Annotated in this window: 20 protein-coding genes and 1 other RNA gene; 11 read left to right on the forward strand and 10 right to left on the reverse strand. The window is 69.6% G+C overall.

Annotated elements, in window-relative coordinates; translation table 11 throughout:
• Positions 1-18: 18 nt before the first annotated feature.
• Positions 19-642 carry an Rv3235 family protein gene (locus HC028_RS10645; protein ID WP_168075852.1) on the reverse strand — a complete coding sequence of 208 codons (624 nt, stop codon included), beginning with the start codon at positions 640-642 and terminating at the stop codon, positions 19-21.
• Positions 643-799: 157 nt separating this feature from the next.
• Positions 800-1,036, reverse strand: a complete 237-nt coding sequence (locus tag HC028_RS10650) for a helix-turn-helix domain-containing protein (protein WP_168075854.1) — start codon at positions 1,034-1,036, stop codon at positions 800-802.
• A gap of 218 nt (positions 1,037-1,254) precedes the next feature.
• On the opposite strand from HC028_RS10650, the gene HC028_RS10655 reads away from it, so the two are divergent.
• Entirely contained in the window at positions 1,255-1,758 is a 504-nt protein-coding gene (locus tag HC028_RS10655) for a DUF6912 family protein (RefSeq protein WP_168075857.1), read from the forward strand.
• Here the strand turns inward: HC028_RS10655 and HC028_RS10660 are convergent.
• Complete coding sequence (locus HC028_RS10660) at positions 1,746-2,723, reverse strand: hypothetical protein (RefSeq protein ID WP_168075859.1); 978 nt, start codon at positions 2,721-2,723, stop codon at positions 1,746-1,748. The two genes, HC028_RS10655 and HC028_RS10660, sit on opposite strands and share 13 nt — an antisense overlap.
• A 163-nt stretch (positions 2,724-2,886) precedes the next feature.
• Between HC028_RS10660 and pruA the strand changes: the two genes are divergently transcribed.
• Positions 2,887-4,518, forward strand: coding sequence for an L-glutamate gamma-semialdehyde dehydrogenase (gene pruA, locus HC028_RS10665; RefSeq protein ID WP_168075861.1), 1,632 nt, complete (start codon positions 2,887-2,889; stop codon positions 4,516-4,518).
• On the opposite strand, the gene HC028_RS10670 is transcribed toward pruA, so the two are convergent.
• The 3 genes from HC028_RS10670 to HC028_RS10680 are packed head-to-tail and all read right to left on the reverse strand — an operon-like array spanning position 4,463 to position 7,937.
• Positions 4,463-5,482 (reverse strand): N-acetylglucosamine kinase, encoded by a 1,020-nt coding sequence (locus HC028_RS10670; protein ID WP_168075863.1) that lies wholly within the window; start codon positions 5,480-5,482, stop codon positions 4,463-4,465. The genes pruA and HC028_RS10670 overlap by 56 nt on opposite strands.
• On the reverse strand, positions 5,479-6,735 hold the full coding sequence (locus HC028_RS10675) for a 6-phospho-beta-glucosidase (RefSeq protein WP_168075865.1): 1,257 nt from the start codon (positions 6,733-6,735) through the stop codon (positions 5,479-5,481). The genes HC028_RS10670 and HC028_RS10675 overlap by 4 nt, the downstream gene beginning before the upstream one ends.
• Positions 6,732-7,937, reverse strand: coding sequence for an ROK family transcriptional regulator (locus HC028_RS10680; protein ID WP_168075867.1), 1,206 nt, complete (start codon positions 7,935-7,937; stop codon positions 6,732-6,734). Before HC028_RS10680 ends, HC028_RS10675 begins: the two co-directional genes overlap by 4 nt.
• Positions 7,938-8,316: 379 nt before the next feature.
• On the opposite strand from HC028_RS10680, the gene HC028_RS10685 reads away from it, so the two are divergent.
• The 7 genes from HC028_RS10685 to ssrA all read left to right on the forward strand — a co-directional run bounded on the left by HC028_RS10685 (position 8,317) and on the right by ssrA (position 14,321).
• Positions 8,317-8,832 carry a PadR family transcriptional regulator gene (locus HC028_RS10685; protein WP_168075869.1) on the forward strand — a complete coding sequence of 172 codons (516 nt, stop codon included), beginning with the start codon at positions 8,317-8,319 and terminating at the stop codon, positions 8,830-8,832.
• A gap of 18 nt (positions 8,833-8,850) precedes the next feature.
• Positions 8,851-9,972, forward strand: coding sequence for a peptide chain release factor 2 (gene prfB / locus HC028_RS10690; RefSeq protein WP_168075871.1), 1,122 nt, complete (start codon positions 8,851-8,853; stop codon positions 9,970-9,972).
• Between the two features lie 208 nt (positions 9,973-10,180).
• Positions 10,181-10,861 carry a cell division ATP-binding protein FtsE gene (ftsE, locus tag HC028_RS10695; protein WP_168075873.1) on the forward strand — a complete coding sequence of 227 codons (681 nt, stop codon included), beginning with the start codon at positions 10,181-10,183 and terminating at the stop codon, positions 10,859-10,861.
• Positions 10,862-10,938: 77 nt separating this feature from the next.
• On the forward strand, positions 10,939-11,814 hold the full coding sequence (gene ftsX / locus HC028_RS10700) for a permease-like cell division protein FtsX (RefSeq protein WP_168075875.1): 876 nt from the start codon (positions 10,939-10,941) through the stop codon (positions 11,812-11,814).
• An 89-nt stretch (positions 11,815-11,903) separates the two neighbouring features.
• Positions 11,904-13,211, forward strand: coding sequence for a peptidoglycan DD-metalloendopeptidase family protein (locus tag HC028_RS28440; RefSeq protein WP_168075877.1), 1,308 nt, complete (start codon positions 11,904-11,906; stop codon positions 13,209-13,211).
• Between the two features lie 159 nt (positions 13,212-13,370).
• Positions 13,371-13,847 carry an SsrA-binding protein SmpB gene (smpB, locus tag HC028_RS10710; protein ID WP_168075887.1) on the forward strand — a complete coding sequence of 159 codons (477 nt, stop codon included), beginning with the start codon at positions 13,371-13,373 and terminating at the stop codon, positions 13,845-13,847.
• Between the two features lie 98 nt (positions 13,848-13,945).
• Positions 13,946-14,321: a transfer-messenger RNA gene (ssrA, locus tag HC028_RS10715) on the forward strand.
• Positions 14,322-14,662: 341 nt separating this feature from the next.
• Here the strand turns inward: ssrA and HC028_RS10720 are convergent.
• From HC028_RS10720 to HC028_RS10735, 4 genes are all read right to left on the reverse strand, one after another.
• The gene (locus HC028_RS10720) at positions 14,663-15,070 is read right to left on the reverse strand and encodes a (R)-mandelonitrile lyase (protein WP_203981187.1); all 408 of its coding nucleotides are present in this window, start codon (positions 15,068-15,070) and stop codon (positions 14,663-14,665) included.
• Between the two features lie 56 nt (positions 15,071-15,126).
• The gene (locus tag HC028_RS10725; protein ID WP_168075889.1) at positions 15,127-16,149 is read right to left on the reverse strand and encodes a zinc-dependent alcohol dehydrogenase family protein; all 1,023 of its coding nucleotides are present in this window, start codon (positions 16,147-16,149) and stop codon (positions 15,127-15,129) included.
• Between the two features lie 105 nt (positions 16,150-16,254).
• Positions 16,255-16,590, reverse strand: a complete 336-nt coding sequence (locus HC028_RS10730) for a carboxymuconolactone decarboxylase family protein (protein ID WP_168075891.1) — start codon at positions 16,588-16,590, stop codon at positions 16,255-16,257.
• 90 nt (positions 16,591-16,680) lie between these two features.
• The gene (locus tag HC028_RS10735; RefSeq protein WP_168075893.1) at positions 16,681-16,818 is read right to left on the reverse strand and encodes a hypothetical protein; all 138 of its coding nucleotides are present in this window, start codon (positions 16,816-16,818) and stop codon (positions 16,681-16,683) included.
• Between the two features lie 118 nt (positions 16,819-16,936).
• Between HC028_RS10735 and HC028_RS10740 the strand changes: the two genes are divergently transcribed.
• Both HC028_RS10740 and HC028_RS10745 read left to right on the forward strand, forming a co-directional pair.
• On the forward strand, positions 16,937-17,830 hold the full coding sequence (locus HC028_RS10740; protein ID WP_239075354.1) for a helix-turn-helix transcriptional regulator: 894 nt from the start codon (positions 16,937-16,939) through the stop codon (positions 17,828-17,830).
• A gap of 593 nt (positions 17,831-18,423) precedes the next feature.
• Positions 18,424-19,132 (forward strand): MCP four helix bundle domain-containing protein (locus HC028_RS10745; protein WP_168075895.1); only part of this gene is annotated, 709 nt, incomplete at its 3' end.

Here is a 19,132-nt window from a genome sequence, read left to right on the forward strand (position 1 = left end):
GACCCAGGCCGGTCGTCGTCAGATGACCTCCAGCAGCGTGCACAGCCAACGTCCGCGGCGCTGCTCGAATCGCAGGGCCATCGCCCAGGACTTCTCGCCGCGCTGAAGCACCGCGACCGCCTCGGCGACGCCGGTGGGCTGCTCGAACACCCGTAGCCGGCGCAGGCCGAGGCGCTCCGGAATGGCGGCGTCACGCCCCGGCATGCGCACCCGCATTGCCCGGCGGGTCAGCTGCTTCGCGACGGCCGTGAACTCGACGGGTGCGGTGAGTGCCCGTAGGTGTCCAACCGGCCGGAAGCCGTTGAGCACCTCCACGCAGCCGGCGACGAACCGGCTCGCGGCGACCTGGATGGGGGGTGTGGCGGCTGAGCTGCTGGTGCCGGCGGGTATGGCACGGGGTGGGGTGGGATCGTCGGTGGCGAGAGCGACCCGCCGAGCCTCGCCCCGCCGCTGTCGCGTTCTTACCGCGTGGCCGCTGCCGACCTGGGCGCCGTGAACGGATGTGAACAGCGCCAGTTGCCCGGGGCAGACGGGGTGGTCGTCAGCGCGCCGGTCGTCGTCGGAGGGTGGATCGAGCGCTGGCGCCCGCCGGATCCGGACGAGCGGTCGGGTAGGCGCGGGGGTGCTCAGGGTGGCCGTCATGCAAGCCTCCGCAGCTAATGGATCTTGCGTTTGCTTACGTTTGCCTTCGACTCGATGCTCTGAGCTTAAAGCGCGCGTCAACCCCGGCGGATCAGGGGCGCGAAGAAGCCGGCCTGGGGCGAAGCGCCAAGACCGCGGGGAGAGGGAGCCGAGGTGGTTACTCCTCGTCGAAGTCCTCGCGGCCGGTCAACGGGTTCTCCCGGACCCAGGCCGCGGTCTCGTCGTACTTGCGCTGGATGTACTCCTCCAGCTTGCTGCGCTCGATTCGCCACTGGCCCCGGCCGCCGACCTTGATCGCGGGTAGCTCACCGCTGCGCACCATGTGGTAGACCTGCGACATCGACACGTTGAGCTGCTCAGCGACGTCGGACATGAGCAGGAACCGGGGCTCCATGCGGCGGTCTCCGTATCGACGGGCGGTGGACGACACCTTAGTTTGCCACCGGTCGCCTGCGGCCGATTGCGCCAGCTTTCGCCGCAGCGCGCATTGGCGCGTCTGCGGGGGAGAATCAACGCGTGGGGTGAAATACTTCCGTCCGAGCCGGACAGGGTGTACCAAAGGGAGCGGCACCGCTGCCGGCGCCTGTCGATCGGCTGAGTGGAGTCCTGACGGTGACCGACCACGTCCGGGTGTACCTGCCCGCCACACTGGCTGAGCTGGCCACCCTCAAGGAGCACGGCCGGCTGGAGTCGCCGGGCGAGGCCCACGCGGTCACGCCGACCCTGCGCGAGTGGTACGCCGAGGGCGACGAGGAAGAGCTTGAGTACGTGGCGTTCACCCGCGCCGCGCAGGGGGCCCTCCGCCTGCTGCGCCGCGACCCGCAGGCGCCCCGCCGCCGGGTCGTGGTCTCCGTCGACCTCCCGTCGCCGGGTATCGGCCGCCGGGCCGACCAGGAGCTGGGCTCAAGCCTCGTCACGGTGCTCGACGCGGTGCCGCTGTCCGCCGTCGCGGCCGTTCACGTCGATGGGCACGACGCCGAGCAGGACGTCGCGGCGGCCGCGGACGTCGTCGAAGAGGCGATCGCGGGCGACCCGGACGCGCAGTTCACGGTGGATAGCGCCGAGGACCACGAGCTGGAGTGGTACGACCCCAGCGAGCTGGGTCAGCTCGTCTGATCCCGCCCGGTCTCCGGGGACTCGGTCTCCGGGGACTCGGTCTCCGGGGACTCCGCCTCGGTCTCCGGCCGCAGCGTGCGCCCGAACGCGATCATGGCCGTGGTCGCCCCGACGAACAGCACCACCATCGCGGTGTTGAGGCCGACGGTGTTGAACCAGCTCAGCACCGCTCGGTCCGCCTCGCTGGAGGCCGCGGCCAGCGACCGCAGCCGGGCGCCGACGACCAGGGCCACCAGGTCGGCCAGCAGGAGGAGCAGGCCAGGGCCGGCGCCACCGGCCAGGTAGGTCGGCCAGCGCTGCCCCTCGGCGCGCGGGCGCAGATACCGGTACGCGACGAGTCCGGCGACGAGACCACCGGCGACCGACAGGGTCAGCGTCAGCCGGTGGGCGGCGTTTGCCTGGGAGGCCGTGCTGCCGTCGGCGCCGAAGACGGTGAGCAGTCGGCTGGCGAATCCGTTGGCCAACAGGCTGAGGACGAACCAGGCCAGGGCACCGGCCACGGCGGCGCCGGCGAGGGCGGGCGGGCGTACCGTGCTGATCGCGCCGCCCAGCAGGCTCGCCGCGCCGACCCCGGCCGCGAGCGCGACCAGGGCCGACGTCGTGCCGTACCCGACGAGGATCAGCGCCGCGACGACCAGCCCGGTGAGCAGTCCGCCGCCGAGGCCGGCCGCGATGCGGGGAATGCGCCGGCCGAGCAGGTGGGCTGCCGCGAAGCCGACCGCGACGCCGGTGACCAGGCCGGCGCTGACGACGGTGGGCAGGGCGAGGGCCGCCTCGTTGAGTGCCAGCACGCCGGTGGAGGCGGCGAGGGCCTTGTGGGCCGACCACAGGACGGCGGCCAGCCAGGCCATCGCCAGCGTGGCGAGAACTCCCGGCGTCCAGTCGCGCCGGACACCATCGGCCGCCGGGTCGGCGGGCGCCATGTCGGTCTCGTCGGCGGACATCATGCTGCCCTGGTCACTCATGTCAGCTCTCCCTTTGGTGGGCCATCGGCAAGGGTACGCGGACGGTCTGTGGCGCCCGTCGTGTGACAAGGCCGGGCCGGCAGGCGGCATTCATGTCACAGCCGGCGTGCGAGGATGGGGGGCGGCCTCGCCAATGGTGCTGAGTTCGACGTAGGAGCGTGTCATGGATGCTGTCTTCGTTGTCCCCGAACCGCGCAACGAGCCGGTGCACGGTTATGCGCCCGGCAGTCCCGAGCGTGCGAGCCTGCAGCGAAAGCTGGACGAGCTCGCGGGTGACCGGCTCGACCTGACCATGACGATCGGCGGCCGGCAGCGCCCTGGCAGCGGCGAGGCGATCAACGTCGTGCAGCCGCACCGCCACTCGCACGTGCTGGGCGTCGCCCACAACGCGACCCACGAAGACGCCGCCGCCGCCGTCGCGGCCGCCAACGAGGCGGCGCCGATGTGGCGCGACCTGCCGTACGCCGAGCGGGCAGCCGTCTTCCTGCGCGCCGCCGACCTGCTGTCCGGGCCGTGGCGGGACACGCTCAACGCCGCCACGATGCTGGGCCAGTCGAAGACCCCGGTACAGGCCGAGATCGACTCCGCGTGCGAGCTCATCGACTTCCTGCGCTTCAACGTCTTCTTCGGGGAGAAGATCCTCGCCGAGCAGCCGATGTCTTCGCCGGGCGTCTGGAACCGCACGGATCACCGGCCCCTTGAGGGGTTCGTGTACGCGATCACGCCGTTCAACTTCACCGCCATCGCCGGCAACCTGCCCAGCGCGCCGGCGCTCATGGGCAACACCGTCGTGTGGAAGCCGGCGCCGACGCAGCAGTTCGCCGCCCACTTCACGATGCGCCTGCTGGAGGCGGCCGGTCTGCCGCCCGGTGTGATCAACATGGTGACCGGGGACGGGATCGCCGTTTCCGACGTCGTGCTGGCCGACCCGGACCTGGCGGGGATCCACTTCACCGGCTCCACCAAGGTCTTCCAGTACCTCACCAGGGCGGTGGGGGAGAACATCGCCAACTACCGCTCGTACCCGCGGCTCGTCGGCGAGACCGGCGGCAAGGACTTCGTGATCGCGCACCCCTCCGCCGACCCCGCGAGCCTGGCCACCGCGCTGATCCGAGGTGCGTTCGAGTTCCAGGGCCAGAAGTGCTCGGCGGCGTCCCGGGCGTACATCCCGGCGTCGCTGTGGAAGGCCGGGCTGCGCGACCAGCTCGCCGCCACCGCCGAGTCGCTCACGTACGGAGACGTCACCGACTTCACCAACTTCGGCGGTGCGGTGATCGACAAGCGCTCGTTCGACCGCAACGCCGCGACGCTGGACCGGATCAAGAACGCCGACTCGTGCACGGTGATCGCCGGTGGCACGGCCGACGGCTCCGTGGGCTACTTCGTCCGCCCGACGATCGTCGAGGGCACCGACCCGACGCACGAGGTGTTCCACACAGAGTTTTTCGGCCCGATCCTCGGGGTGCACGTCTACGACGACGCCAACTTCGACGAGGTGGTCCGGCAGGCCGAGTCGGTGGCGCCGTACGCCCTGACCGGCTCGATCTTCGCGACCGACCGTGCGGTGATCGATCGGGCGGCGAAGGCGCTGCGCTACGCGGCCGGCAACTTCTACATCAACGACAAGCCGACCGGTGCCGTGGTCGGCCAGCAGCCGTTCGGCGGCGCGCGGGCCAGCGGCACCAACGACAAGGCCGGCTCGTGGCACAACCTCCTGCGCTGGGTCTCCCCGCGCACGATCAAGGAGACGTTCGTGCCGCCGACCGATCACACGTACCCGCACATGGGTTCCTGATCGCCTGACGGAGCGCGCGCTCGGCGCCTGGCCCGGCGCCGAGCGCCTCGAGCGCGAGCAGCGCGGCGCCCACGACCGGCGGATCCGTCACCACAGTCACCTCGGCGTGCGGGGCCTGAGCGCGGATACCGGCGAGCAGCGGCTCGTGCAGGCGCGAATGCCGGGCGCGCAGCACGCCGCCGCCGAGGACGACGGCGTGCGGGGCGTCGCGGAGCCCGAGCCGGTCGGCGGCGACCCGGTGCAGCGCCAGGATCTCCGCTACCTGCTGTTCGACGATCGCGCCGGCGACCTCGTCACCGGCGGCCGCGGCGGTGAACAGCACCGGACTCAGCTCGCCGATGCGCGCATACGGGATCTCGCCGAGGTGCAGCCCCTGGCTCACGCTGCCCACCGTCGGCCGCCCGAAGTGCGCCGCGACGGCGGCCGACAGGGTGGTGGGCCGGCCGCGGCCGTCCTCGCCCCGCGCGGCGTGCCAGAGCGCGAGCTGCGCGAGGTGCTGGCCGCCGCCCCAGTCGCCGGAGATCTCGCCGAGGGACGGGAACCGGGCACTGCGCCCGTCGGCGGTACGCCCGACGCAGTTGATGCCGGCGCCGGACACCACGGCGATGGCGTCCGGCCGGGAGGTCCCGGCGCGCAGCAGCGCGAACGTGTCGTTGTCGACCACGCAGCCGGCCGCCCAGCCCATCGAGCCGATCGCGGACCGCAGCCGTGCCACCTCCACCGGCAGGTCCGCGCCGGCGAGGTACACCGCGACCAGGTCGACCCGGACATCGGCCGCCGACCGGGCCTTCGCGAGCAGGGCCTTCGCGATCAGCGAATCGAGCAGGTGCATCGAGCCGGGCACGCCGAGGCTGTGGGGTGACGAACCCGGGCCGCGGACGAAGGCGAGGACCTCGCCGGCGGCCGTACCGAGGACGACATCGGTCTTCGAATTGCCGCCGTCGACAGCCAGGAACAGGGTCATCCCAGGCACCGGGCGTTCGCCGCGAGCAGCTTGTCGGTCAGCGCCTCGGCGTACTCGTGCTGGCCGACGAGCGGGTGGGCCAGCAGCGCGCGGTACACCCGCTGCCGCCCGCCGCGCAGCGCGGCGTCGACCGCGAGCTGCTCGTACCCGGCGACCGCGGCGATCAGCCCGGTGACGTCCGCCGGCAGCGGCGCGACGGGCAGGGCGGTCGGGCCGTCGGCGCCGACCCGCGCCGAGACCTCGATGACGGAGTCGTCAGGCAGGAAGGGGAGCGTGCCGTTGTTGCGGACGTTCACCGAGTGGACGCCGTCGGGGTCGAGGCCGTGCAGCGCGGCGATCAGGCCGACGGCGGCTTCCGAGTAGAACGCCCCGCCGCGCTGGCCGAGCAGCGCCGGCTTGGCCGTCAGGGAGCTGTCCCGGTACCTGGCGAGCAGTTCGGTCTCGATCTCGGCGACCCGCTGCCCCCGGGTGGGGCCGTCACGATCGGACCGGACCACCTGGTCGTGGCAGTAGAAGTAGCGCAGGTAGTACGACGGGACGCAGCCGAGCGCGGTCAGTACCGGCGCCGGTATCCGCACCTCGTCGGCCAGCTCGTCCAGGTGCGTGGCGAGCAGCGACGGTAGCCGGTCGACGCCGTCGACGTACGCGGCCCGCTCCCAGGTGAGGTGGTTGAGGCCGACATGGTCGAGGACGACGGCTTCCGGTGAAACGCCGAGCAGGCCGGCGAACCGCCGCTGGAATCCGATCGCCACGTTGCACAGCCCGACCGCGCGGTGCCCGGCGTCCAGCAGCGCCCGGGTGACGATGCCGACCGGGTTGGTGAAGTCGATGATCCAGGCGCCCGGCCGCGCCCGGCGGCGGGCGCGCTCGGCCACGTCGAGCACGACCGGCACCGTACGCAGCGCCTTGGCCAGGCCGCCCGCGCCGGTGGTCTCCTGCCCGACGCATCCGCAGGAAAGCGGGAATGTCTCGTCGCTGATCCGGGCGGCCTGCCCGCCGACGCGCAGTTGGATGATGACGGCGTCGGCCCCGTCGAGTCCGGCGTCCGGATCGCCGGTCCAGCTGACCCGACCGGGGTGGCCGTAGCGGTCGAGGATGCGCCGGGCGAACCGGCCGACGATCTCCAGCCGGTCTGCCGCCGGGTCGACGAGTACGAGTTCGTCGACGGCCAGGCCCGAGTCGCGTAACCGCGCGAAGCCGTCGACCAGCTCGGGCGTGTACGTCGAGCCGCCCCCCACGACAGCGATCTTCATCTGGCCACCCTGGAGATGAGTTCTTCGTGTACCGCGGTGACCCCGGCGTCCAGCGCGCCGAGGAGGACCGCGTCGTCGTCGATCGCGGTGGTTGCGATCGTGGTTTCCAGCGGCTCGGCCCGTACCATCGCCGCCGCCACCGCGTCGCGCAGCGCCGGCCCGCCGGCCTGCGCGACCTCGCCGGCCAGGACGACGAGGGGTGGGTCGAGCACCGCGACGACCGCCGCGAGGCCGACCGTGATCCGGCTGGCGAGCGCGCTGAAGAACGGCGCGGCCGCGGGCGAAGCGGCCGCGGCGGCCGCGGCGGCCGTGCCCCTCGTCACCGCGGCCGCGGCCGCGGTGACGGCGGCTGCCGGGGTGGGCCCGCCGAAGCCGTGCTCGGCGGCGAGCGCGAGGACGCCCGCGCCGCCAACGAGGTCCTGCAGGTTGAGTCCGCTGTCTTCGTGGCCGGGAGAGAACAGCGGCAGGTACCCGATCTCGCCCGCTCCGCCGCGCGCACCGCGCAGCAGGGTGCCGCCGAGGTCGATGGCGAGGCCGAGGCCGTCGTCGCCGAGCCAGAGGAGGGCGAAGCCGTCGGCGCCGCGGGCCGCGCCCCGACGCCGTTCGGCCACGGCGGCGAGGTTGACGTCGTTGTCGATGCCGACGCCGGTACCGAGGCGGTGGCGGACCTCGCTGACCAGGCCGGGTCGGTGCCAGTCCCCGGCGACGCCGACGTGGTGAAACGACTCGGTACGGGCGTCGTACGAGGCCGGCACGGCGAGTTGGACGTGTGTCAGGCGGTCCGCGGGCAGCCCGGCGGCGTTGCGCAGCCGGCGGATGATTCCGGCCACCGCGTCGACCGGGTCGACGCGGCCGAAGTCGACCGCCTCGTCCGCGCGCCCCCGTACCTGGCCGGAGAGGTCGCTGACGGCGCCGGCGAGGTCGCCGTTACTCCGTACGGAGACCGCGATCGCGTACGCGGCGTCGGGGTTGGCGGCGTAGACCTCGGCGTTGGGACCTGGCCGGCCGCTGAGGTGGCCCACGACGCGGGCCAGCCCGGCCTCGGTGAGCCGCCGGAGCGCCTCGGAGATCGTCGGCTTGGACAGGCCGGTGAGTTCGCGCAGGTCAGCGCGCGTGAGCCGGCCGCGCTCGAGGAGGTATGTGAGCGCGGCACCCTCGTTCATCGCGCGCAGGAGCTTGGACGAGCCAGCAAGGCGGGACACGGCCGCTCCAACTGTAAGGCAGGTTGACTTACAATTGCTGGCAACCTAGGTCCGGCCGTTGGGATCTGTCAAGAATTGCTTTTCGCCGTGGCCGGAATAACCGCGCGATCCGGGGTTAAAGAATTTGATGGCAGCCCTCATATCGGGCCAGGAGAGTGGATGTCCGGGTTGCTCGCCCGCAGCCCGCATGTCGGGTGGGAATACCGATTAGCTCACTCGATCGGGGGACAGACGGGCGGGACCGGACCGTGGTACCCCCTGCCTTGACCTCGTAATATATCGACAGGCGTTGTCCTATAGAGACTGTCCGTCGAGAACTGTTCTTTGTGGATTCTGTTAAATTATGGACGCCCGGCTGAATAGATGGGAACGTGGAGACATGGTGGAATCTGGTCTTAACGCGACAGCAGCAGCCCTCCTTGGATTGCTGCACGATGGCCCTATGACCGGTGGCCAGTTGATGGCTACCGCGACGCGCCGGCTCGGCCCGTTCTGGTCGATGACCCGTAGTCAGGTGTATCGGGAGTTGCCGGCGCTCGCCGACATGGGGTACGTCCGACTCGGCAAGCCGGGTCCGCGTTCAAGCCAGCCGTACGCGATCACTCCCGCCGGCAAGCGCGCGTTCGCGCGCTGGCTCGCGGAGCCGGACGGGCGGGAGGCGCTGCGCAACCCGGTGGCGCTCCGGGTCGCCTTCGGGGAGTTCCAGTCGCAGGACCAGCTACGTGATCTTTACGAGCAGGCCGCGGAGTACCACACCGCGGCGCTGGCCGAGGCGCGGGAGCGGGCCAAGGAGACCCGGAAGGCCGGCGACGAGTTCGGCGCCGCGGCCCTCGACTTCGCGGTCGGGTACCATCGCGCGGCTTTGTCCTGGCTGAAGGCAGTTCCCGGGAAATAGCAGACTACGCTTGACGTTGTGACCGCTGCCGACTTCGCCGACGCCCTCAAGCAGCTCGACGCTACCCTCCGCAACATCGAAACCGTCCTGGACCTCGACCGGTTACGCCGAGACAAGGCGGACCTCGAGCAACAGGCGTCCGCGCCCGACCTCTGGGACGACCAGGCGCGCGCGCAGCAGGTGACCTCGCGCCTGTCGTACGCCCAGGGCGAGATCAACAGGCTGGAGCGGCTGCGCTCGCGCCTCGATGACGCGCAGGTGCTGCTTGAGCTGGCCGAGGCCGAGGGCGACGCGTCGTCGCTGGCGGAGGTCGGCGAGGAGGTCGCCGCGCTGCGCCGTGAGGTCGAGGCACTGGAGATCCGCACGCTGCTGTCGGGGGAGTACGACTCCCGCGAGGCGGTCGTGACGATCCGCTCCGGAGCGGGTGGCGTCGACGCCGCCGACTTCGCCGAGATGCTGCTGCGGATGTACCTGCGGTGGGCGGAGCGGCACGGCTACCCGACCGAGGTGTACGACACGTCGTACGCCGAAGAGGCGGGCCTCAAGTCCGCCACGTTCACGGTCAAGGCGCCGTACGCGTACGGCACCCTGTCGGTCGAGGGTGGCACCCACCGTCTGGTGCGGATCAGCCCCTTCGACAACCAGGGTCGCCGCCAGACCAGCTTCGCCGCGGTCGAGACGGTTCCGGTCGTCGAGCAGACCGACGAGATTGAGATCCCCGAGGACGAGCTCCGGGTCGACGTCTACCGGTCCAGCGGCCCCGGCGGTCAGGGCGTCAACACGACCGACTCGGCGGTCCGCCTCACCCACCTGCCCACCGGCATCGTGGTGAGCTGCCAGAACGAGCGGTCCCAGCTGCAGAACAAGGCGACCGCGATGGCGGTGCTCAAGTCCAAGCTGCTCGCCGTCAAGCGGGCGGAGGAGGCGGCCACGCTGAACGCGCTGCGCGGCGACGTGGCCGGCTCGTGGGGCGACCAGATGCGCTCGTACGTGCTGCACCCGTACCAGATGGTCAAGGACCTGCGGACTGAGCACGAGACGGGCAACCCCACGGCGGTCTTCGACGGTGACATCGACGGCTTTATCGAGGCCGGCATCCGCTGGCGCAAGCAGTGCGAGATGGCGGCCAACGTGGAGTGATCCGCGCCGGTACCTGAGCGCGTTTGAGGCCACCACTTCGGGGAAGTGGTGGCCTCAGTCATTGGCTCGCGGGTCGTCACGCATCGGAGTTGGTTGATCGCTCTCACGTCGGCAATCCTGACCGTTTGGGCATGTATTTCGGGCAAAGGGTCGCCCGCGTACCCAGACGCTTTTGGCGTTTCGGTCACCCCGCGTAGACTCACGATCCGTGATTCAGCTTGAGCATGTGACGAAGACGTATCCCAAGGCGTCCCGGCCCTCGCTGGACGACGTGTCGGTCTCGATCGACAAGGGTGACTTCGTCTTCTTCATCGGCCCTTCCGGTTCCGGCAAGTCGACGATCATCAAGCTCCTGCTGCACGAGATCACCCCCAACGCGGGCAAGGTGTACGTCAACGAACGTGACGTCACCACCATGCGGTCGTGGAAGATCCCGACCTTCCGCCGCTCGATCGGGTGCGTGTTCCAGGACTTCCGCCTGCTGCCCAACCGCACCGCGTACGAGAACGTGGCGTTCGCGCTCGAGGTGATCGGTAAGTCCAAGGGCGTGGCGCGCCGGGTCGTCCCCGAAGTTCTGGAGCTGGTCGGCCTCGGCGGCAAGGAGCACCGGTACCCCCACGAGCTCTCCGGTGGTGAGCAGCAGCGCGTCGCGGTCGCCCGCGCGTTCGTCAACCGCCCGTTGATCCTGCTGGCGGACGAGCCCACCGGAAACCTCGACCCGGACACCTCTGTCGAGATCATGCGGCTGCTCGACCGGATCAACCGGACCGGCACGACGGTCGTCATGGTGACGCACGACTCCAACATCGTTAACCAGATGCGGCGCCGCGTCGTGGAGATCGAGAGCGGGCGGATCGTCCGCGACCAGCCACGCGGCGTCTACGGCTGAACTGCCGGGCACGACAGCCCGTGTAGCCAGACGTAGCCCAGCCGAACGCGTAAGAAACTGGGAAGGAACCCCGCCGGATGCGCGCGAAGTACGTCCTGTCCGAGGTCATCACCGGACTGTGGCGCAACGTGACGATGACCGTCGCCATGATCATCACAATGGCGGTCTCGCTCGCGATGCTGGGCGCCAGTCTGCTGCTGTACACGCAGGTCAGCGACATGCAGGACTTCTACTACGGGAAGGTCGAGGTCTCGATCTTCCTGAAGAACGACGTCACCGAGGCCCAGCGCTCGTCGCTGCAGTCGGATCTCAAGGTCGACCCGCTGGTACAGAACCTCATCTACGAGAGCCGCGACACCGCCTACCAGCGCTTCAAGACCCAGTTCAAGGACGCGCCGGACCTGGTCAACGCGACCAAGCCGGATTCGCTGCCGGAGTCGTTCCGGGTCAAGCTGAAGAACCCCGAGCAGTTCCAGTCGATGTACGACAAGTACAGCGGCCGGGAGGGGATCGGCGAGATCATCGACCAGCGCAAGCTACTCGGGAAGATCTTCGGGATCTTCAACTCGGTGCAGAACGTCGCGCTGGCCGTCGCCATCGTGCAGGGCCTGGCTGCCCTGTTGCTGGTGGCCAACATGATCCAGATTGCGGCCTACAGCAAACGGCGTGAGGTCGCGGTGATGAAGCTCGTCGGCGCCTCCAACTGGTTCATCCAGGCGCCGTTCGTGCTGGAGGCGGTCTTCGCCGGCCTGGTCGGCGCGATCGGGGCGTTCGGCGTCTTGTGGCTGCTGAAGCTCGTGGTCCTCGATGGCGCGCTCAAGTCCCTGCAGAACGTGTTCCCGCCGATTCCCGACACCCGGATGTGGCTGATGTTGCCGATCCTGGCCGGCGTCGGCGCAGCGGTCAACGCGATCGCCGGCTGGGTCACGCTTCGGTTCTACGTACGTGTCTGACGTGGCCGACACGTCCGATTTACCTAGAATGCACGCTTAAACCGTATTCGTGGCGTACGGTAGCCCTTCAGCACTGCTGGAGGGTTACCGTGGACACGACTCGCACGAGCCGTCTCGGCGCCGCTGCGTCGGTCATAGCTCTGGCGCTGGCGGGGGCACTGCTCAGCGCGGCTCCTGCCCATGCCGATCCGACAAGTGACGACAAGGCGCGGGTCGACGCCGAACTGGCACGCACCAGCGCCGCGCTGGAGGGGGCCACGGCCCGCGCGCAGCAGGCCGTGCTTCAGTACACCCAGGCCAACGTCCAGCTGCCGTCGGCGCAGAACGCCCTTGCGGACGCGCGCGGCAAGGTGGCTTCCGCCGAGGTCGTAGCGCGGCAGGCCGAGCGCGACGCCGCAGCGGCCGAGGCGGCTCAGACCGAGGCGGCCAAGGGGTACGACGCCGCGGCCGCCCAGGTCGACCAGCAACGGGCGCACGTCAGCCAGTTCGTCTCGCAGTCCTACCGGGGCACCGGCTTCCTGGCCATCAACTCGATCCTGGACTCCGGGTCGCTCACGGAGTTCGTGAACCGCATCGGATACCTCAACCAGGTCGCGGCGGGGGAGACCCGGGCGCTCAACTCCCTGACCTCGGCACGCATGGAGGCCAAGGTGCGCGAGAACGCGGCCAAGGCCGCCGAGCAGGGCGCCGCCCAGACGCGCGACCAGGCTCGGCAGGCCCTCGCGGCATCGCAGGCCGCCGCGACCTCGGCGGAGCGCGCCGCGACCGATGTGCAAAACCTGATCAACCAGCGCCAGCAGGCCATGACCGTGGCGAACCAGGAGCGCTCGGCGGTCCTCGCCAACTACGACCGGCTGAAGGTCGAGAGTGACCAGATCGGGGCCGCGCTGGTGGCTGCCGCCGAGGAAGCCAAGCGCAAGAACTCCGGGGGCGGAACCCAACCGCCTGCCCAACCGCCCGCCCAACCGCCGTCCGGCGGTGGAGCGTTCTTCATCATGCCGACCGCCGGGTGGAAGTCCAGTGACTTCGGCCAGCGCTACGACCCGTACTACAACCGCTGGCAACTGCACGCCGGCGTGGACATTGCCGCTGCGAACATGGTGGGCCAGGCGATCTACGCCGCAGCCGACGGCCGGGTGGTCACCGCCGGTGCCAACGGCGGGTACGGCAACTACACCTGCATCTCGCACGGCAGCTACCAGGGGCAGGACCTCTCCACCTGCTACGCCCACCAGTCGGCGATCCTGGTCTCCGTCGGCCAGTCCGTGCGCCGCGGCCAGGTCATCGGCCGGGTAGGGAACACCGGCGCGTCCACCGGCCCGCACCTGCACTTCGAGGTCCGGCGCAACGGTACGCCGGTGAATCCGCTGTCGTGGCTACCCAGCTGCTTCTGCTGAGCTGTTCCCCGCTTGTTGGGTTGAGGAGGGCGCCCCGCTACGGTTATAGGCCGTAAGACGGGCGCCTCCTCAGTGGCAGGGGAGAATCTCGGTCGCCGCCTCGCCTCGGCGCTGGGTAGCATTGTCTGGTTACGCAGCAGGTCAAGGAAGGTGGGGGCGATGCCGCGCGAGAAGGGTCGCAAGGTTGTCGCGTCCAACAAGAAGGCCCGCCACGACTACGCCATCCTCGACACGTACGAGGCGGGCATCGCGCTGACCGGAACCGAGGTCAAGTCGTTGCGGGCCGGTCGGGCGTCGCTGGTGGACGCCTTCGGGCAGGTCAGCAACGGCGAGATCTTCCTGCACCAGATGCACATCCCCGAGTACGCCCAGGGCACGTGGACCAACCACGAGCCCCGGCGCACCCGGAAGCTGCTGCTCAATCGCCTCGAGATCAGCCGGTTGGTCGGCAAGCTGCAGGAGAGCGGACTGACCCTGGTGCCGCTGTCGGTGTACTTCTCCGACGGGTGGGCCAAGGTCGAGTTGGGCCTGGCGCGCGGTAAGAAGTCCTACGACAAGCGGCAGGACCTGGCCAAACGCGATGCGAACCGGGAGATCCAGCGGGCCGTCGGTCGCCGGGGCAAGGGCATGGAGTAGCCCAGAGTGACCTGGATCGCCCCGGAAAACCGGGATGAATCTTGGCCCCTGACGCGTTAAACTCATATGACTGCACCACACAGCAGCCCCATCATCACGGGGGTGACTGGTTTCGACTTCGTACGTCGAGGCAGGTGAAGCGAGCCGAGGAAGCCGACGTTGTCTCGTGAATCAGTCGTCGGAAAACGATAAGCGCCAATATCAAGCGCGATTCGCTCGCCCTCGCCGCCTGAGGCTAGGAACTGAGCGTGTCGGTCCGGGGTCGCCTTCGCCCCGGTTTACCGGCATCAGCTAGAAGGCTGGCCAATCGAGCCTTGTCGCGGGGCTCGTGCGGCGAGATCAATCGCGACTGGGCCCGTCACACCGACTCGCTCGCGTGATCGGAGGGGCCGAGTAGAGGCACAGCGAGCTGCGCTCGGAGAAGCCCTGGCAACACGACGAAGGACCCGGGTTCGATTCCCGGCACCTCCACCAGGAGGTTTCGCCGAGAGCCGGATTCGTTTCCCGAATCCGGCTCTCGGGGAGAGCCCACAGCATGATCACGTAGGGCCCGGTCATCAGACCGGGCCCTACGTGTGTCTGCACCTGCTGGAGCACGCCCGGACGGTGCCGCTCAGGTCGGCGGCGGCAGCAGGCCAGATGCGACGAGGGGCCCGGCCGGTCGGTCGGGCCCGCTCGTGGTGATCTTCGGGCTATGCGGCGGCGGCGAGGTCGGCGCTGCCCGCGTCGGTGCGCTTGACCGCCTCGTAGCTCTGGCTCATGCCCATGCAGCCCAATGGCCGAGACACGCAGGCCACCGTACGCGGGCGGTGGGGCTACTGCTTGTTTGCTGCCTGGTACTGCTCGTCGGTGACGGGTTCGAGCCAGGTCGTGGGGTCGCCGCCGTCGGGAAGGGTCTCGAGCATGGCGAAGTGGCTCATGAAGGTGTCGGCGGCGGCGCCGTGCCAGTGCTCCTCGCCGGGCGGGCAGACGACGGTGTCGCCGGGGCGCACGCGTACGACCGATCCGTCGCGCGTTCCCACTAGGCCGACGCCGTCGGTGACGTGGAGGGTCTGGCCGACGGCGTGGGAGTGCCAGTTGGTACGGGCGCCGGGGGTGAAGCGGACGAGGGCGACGACCATCCGCGAGGGCCCCTGGCCGTTGTAGATAGGGGTCATGTAGACGTCGCCGGTGAAGGCCAGCGCGGGTGTCTTCACGGTGGGGCTGATGGGTCGCAGTTCCACGAGTTCTCCTCTGCCCAGGTGTTGTGCGTTTGGGGCGGGTGGACTGACGCAGGTGGTCAGGGGCGCAGCAGTGCCTTGATGGCGCGGCGTTCGTCCATCGCGCGGTACCCCTCGGCGGCCTGGTCGAGGGGCAGGGTCAGGTCGAACACCTTGCCGGGGTCGATCTCGCGGTTCCAGATCAGGTCGATGAGCCCGGGCAGGAAGCGGCGCACCGGGGCGGGGCCGCCGTGCAGGTGGACGTGGGAGAAGAACAGCTCCTGGCCGGGCAGTTCGACGCCGTGGGCGACGCCGACGTAGCCGACGTGCCCGCCGGGGCGGGTGGAGCGGATGGCCTGCATCATCGACTCCTGGGTGCCGACGGCCTCGATGACCGAGTGCGCCCCGAGACCACCGGTGAGTTCCTTGATCTTCGCCACGCCCTCGTCACCGCGTTCGGTGACGATGTCGGTCGCGCCGAACTCGATCGCGAGCTTCTGCCGGGGCTCGTGCCGGCTCATCGCGATGATCCGCTCGGCGCCCAGCTGCTTGGCCGCGAGCACGGCGAGCAGGCCGACCGCGCCGTCGCCGACGACCGCGACGGTCTTGCCGGGTGCGACATCGGCGGCCACGGCGCCGAACCAGCCGGTGCCGAGCACGTCGGAGGCCGCCAGCAGGCTCGGGACCAGGTCGTCGGAGGGGACCTCCGGGGTGGCCACGAGGGTGCCGTCGGCGAGCGGGACGCGCAGGTGCTCGGCCTGGGCGCCGAGCGCGCCTATGAGCTCGCGGTGCACGCACGAGCTCTGGTAGCCGGCCCGGCAGATCTCGCAGGTGTTGTCGGAGGCGAAGAACGAGCCGATCACGAACTGGCCGGGCTTGATGGTCTTGACCTCGCTGCCGACCTCCTCGACGATGCCGACGTACTCGTGACCCATCGGGGCCGGCCCGTCGACGGGTTCGATTCCCCGGTAGGGCCACAGGTCCGAGCCGCACACACAGGTGGCGGCCAGGCGGATGACGGCATCGGTCGGGGCGGTGATCTTCGGGTCGTCGCGCTGCTCGACGCGGATGTCCCGGGGGGCGTGGAGTACGGCTCCTCGCATGGTTGGTCATCCCTTCAGGTTGTTGGGTGGAACAGGGCCGGATGATCGGTATCCGGCCCGGCTGCGGCGTGGCCCCGGTGCGGGGTGTTGCCGTGGCCGGTGCGGTCAGTCGCCGCGGAAGACCTGCCTGGCGACGGCCATCGCGGACATGGCCTTCGGCCACCCGGCGTAGAAGGCCAGGTGGGTGATCGCCTCGATCAGCTCGGACTCGGTGGCGCCGTTCTTCTTGGCCAGGCCGAGGTGATAGACCAGCTGATCGGTGTTCCCGCTGGTCGTCAGGGCCGCGACCGTAACGAGGCTGCGCTCCTTCGGTGACAGTTCCGGGCGTTTCCAGACCTGCCCGAACAGCACGTCGTCGGTGTACGCAACCAGGGCGGGTGCGAAGTCACCGAACATCTTCGCGGCGCCCGAGGGCTCGGCGCGTTCTGCGTTGCCTGCCATTTCTCTCATCCTTTTCCAGTTCCAGTACCCGGTTGCGGCGGCGCATGCGGGGTGGAAGGCCCTGCGCGCCGGGTACGGGCCAGCGGGCGTTCAGCCGCGGTAGCACCCGGGCTCACCATCGCCGTCGACGTACGTGCCGCCGTAGCGGGCGTACTTGCTCCGGTAGGCCCGGTCGATCGCGTCGTGGTGCGGATGGTTTGATCCACCTTCAGTGGGCGTGGCCGTCACCGGCGGTCCCCGGTGACACCTCCACGCAATCACGTATCCGCGTCGCGAGAGAGGCCCTGCTGAGAGAGGTAATGGCAGTACCCCTGTGCGAGCAGAGAGCGTCCGTAAACTCGGGATCGTGACCGGCAGAGACGACGTCCGCAGCGAGATCCGTGAGTTCCTTGCCTCGCGCCGGGCTCGGATCACGCCGGAGCAGGCGGGCTTGCCGGTCTACGGCGGCAACCGACGCGTGGCCGGATTGCGCCGGGCGGAGGTGGCCATGATCGCCGGGGTGAGTCCGGACTACTACGTTCGTCTGGAGCGGGGCAACCTCAGCGGCGTCTCCGACAGCGTGCTCGACGCGCTCGCCCGTGCGCTCCAACTCGACGAGGCCGAACGCGCCCACCTGTTCGACCTGGCCCGTGCGACCAACACGGCCTCTCGCCCCCGCCGCCGGCCGGCGGCGCAGCGGGTTCGGCCCGGAGTGCAGCAACTCCTCGACGCGATGACCGACGCGCCCGCATTCGTGCGCAACGGGCGCCTGGACGTCCTCGCCGCCAACCGGCTCGGCTATGCCCTCTACTCACCGATGTTCGACGGCCCGGCCCGACCGGCCAATCACGCCCGGTTCACGTTTCTCGACCGGCGCTCGACCGAGTTCTACCCCAACTGGGATGACGCGGCGAACACCGCCGTGGCCATCCTGCGGACCGAGGCCGGCCGCGACCCCTATGACCGGGGTTTGACCGACCTCGTCGGAGAACTCTCCACCCGCAGCGACGAGTTCCGAACCCGGTGGGCCGCACACAATGTGCGCCTGCACCAGACCGGGCTCAAACATTTCCATCACCCCGTCGTCGGCGAGCTCAGCCTGAACTTCGAGGCGATGCCGCTGCCGGCCGACCCCGGTCTGACCATGACCGCCTACAGCGCCCAGCCCGGCTCCACCTCCGAGGACGCTCTCCGCCTCCTCGCCAGCTGGGCGGCGACGCAGGAGGAAGCACCGGCCGAACCCACACGCAACGACGCTTGAGCCCCATCGAAGCTCCTCGCCCGGTTCGCTTGGGGCACGTCTCGACGTAGCCGATCACATCGCTGGCGACGCCACGCCGCTCCCGTGATGAGCGTCCGGGGCTGCCGGTCACGTCATCTGTCGCCAGAGACGAGCGCGTGTGAACAAATCGCGTTCGCGTGGTGAAGGGCTCGCCGGGAAAGGTCAACGGCAACGTCGTGACCTGCGAGAAGTAATTTCGGGCAAAAGCCCACGGCAACAGGCCCGGAAGAGTCGAAAGGCTCTCCCAGGCCTGTTTGTGTGGTGCCTGTCCGGAGCGATCCTCAGGCCGGCCACAATCGCTTGAGGTGCCCAAACGCGCCACGGCGTCACTAGCTTGCAGTTCATGCAACTTTCTCCAGCGTTCCTCTTTATGCTGCTTTCTCTCTCAAGCCGCCGGCTTTCAGGGCGATGGGTTGCAGTAAGCGAAAAATTGCAATGTTGGGTGGCAAACGGTGTCGGAAATCGAAGTCTATGGTGCGGACGGACGGGCCCGTAGCGGCAAGCGCAACCCTGTGGCGGGGTGGTTCGCTGATCTAAGAGTCAATACGAAGATCCTGCTTATCGTCGCGACGATGGCGGTCGTGGCCATCGTGGTGGGCGTGACCGCGATCAACTCGATGGCGCGCATGAGTCAGGCGACGACCTCCATGTACGACCAGAACCTGGTGCCGGTCGCCCAGCTGGGAGACGTCCGTCAGGCGTACATGCAGATGCGGGTGGACGTGGCGAGGTCTGGCCAAGGTGGCCCGGTGGTGGCCCAGGTGATGAACCTCCTGCCCGCCGATGACGCGGCCATTGACAAGGCGGTGGCGAAGTACACCTCGAGCGACATGGCCGGCCGGGAGAAGGAGGTCGCGGCGTTCAAAGCGGCGGTCGCCGACTACCGGCAGCTCCGCGACAAGGAGTACATTCCCGCCATCGCGGCCGGAGACAAGGCAACCGCCGACAAGTTGGTAGCGACGACCATCGCCGCTGCGAACAAGGCGATGGCGGAATCCCTGGCATCCTTGACCGTCATCGAGACGAAGAGCGCCGACGACCGGCAGAAGGCCGCGCTGGCGTCCTACACCAACGCGCGCACCACGCTGATCGTCGTGCTGGTGGTGGGTCTGCTGGTCGGCGTGGTCCTCGCCCTGTACATCGCCCGGCTGATCGTCGGTTCGGTGCGCAAGGTGTCTTTCGTCGCCGAGGGTATGGCCGCTGGTGACCTGACCCGCGAGGCGAACGTGGATTCCCGAGACGAGCTGGGCCAGATGGCGCAGGCGCTGGACTCGGCGACCT

The organism is Planosporangium flavigriseum, assembly GCF_011947225.1.
GTDB classification, from domain to species: Bacteria; Actinomycetota; Actinomycetes; order Mycobacteriales; family Micromonosporaceae; genus Planosporangium; species Planosporangium flavigriseum.

What these genes read in the sequence shown, in the direction of transcription:
- HC028_RS10725 (WP_168075889.1), bottom strand. Translation starts at nt 16,149, where the DNA reads ATGCGAGGAGCCGTACTCCACGCCCCCCGGGACATCCGCGTCGAGCAG.
- HC028_RS10660 (WP_168075859.1), bottom strand. Translation starts at nt 2,723, where the DNA reads ATGAGTGACCAGGGCAGCATGATGTCCGCCGACGAGACCGACATGGCG.
- HC028_RS10645 (WP_168075852.1), bottom strand. Translation starts at nt 642, where the DNA reads ATGACGGCCACCCTGAGCACCCCCGCGCCTACCCGACCGCTCGTCCGG.
- HC028_RS10730 (WP_168075891.1), bottom strand. Translation starts at nt 16,590, where the DNA reads ATGGCAGGCAACGCAGAACGCGCCGAGCCCTCGGGCGCCGCGAAGATG.
- smpB (WP_168075887.1), top strand. Translation starts at nt 13,371, where the DNA reads ATGCCGCGCGAGAAGGGTCGCAAGGTTGTCGCGTCCAACAAGAAGGCC.
- pruA (WP_168075861.1), top strand. Translation starts at nt 2,887, where the DNA reads ATGGATGCTGTCTTCGTTGTCCCCGAACCGCGCAACGAGCCGGTGCAC.
- HC028_RS10650 (WP_168075854.1), bottom strand. Translation starts at nt 1,036, where the DNA reads ATGGAGCCCCGGTTCCTGCTCATGTCCGACGTCGCTGAGCAGCTCAAC.
- HC028_RS10675 (WP_168075865.1), bottom strand. Translation starts at nt 6,735, where the DNA reads ATGAAGATCGCTGTCGTGGGGGGCGGCTCGACGTACACGCCCGAGCTG.
- HC028_RS10670 (WP_168075863.1), bottom strand. Translation starts at nt 5,482, where the DNA reads ATGACCCTGTTCCTGGCTGTCGACGGCGGCAATTCGAAGACCGATGTC.
- ftsX (WP_168075875.1), top strand. Translation starts at nt 10,939, where the DNA reads ATGCGCGCGAAGTACGTCCTGTCCGAGGTCATCACCGGACTGTGGCGC.
- HC028_RS10685 (WP_168075869.1), top strand. Translation starts at nt 8,317, where the DNA reads ATGGTGGAATCTGGTCTTAACGCGACAGCAGCAGCCCTCCTTGGATTG.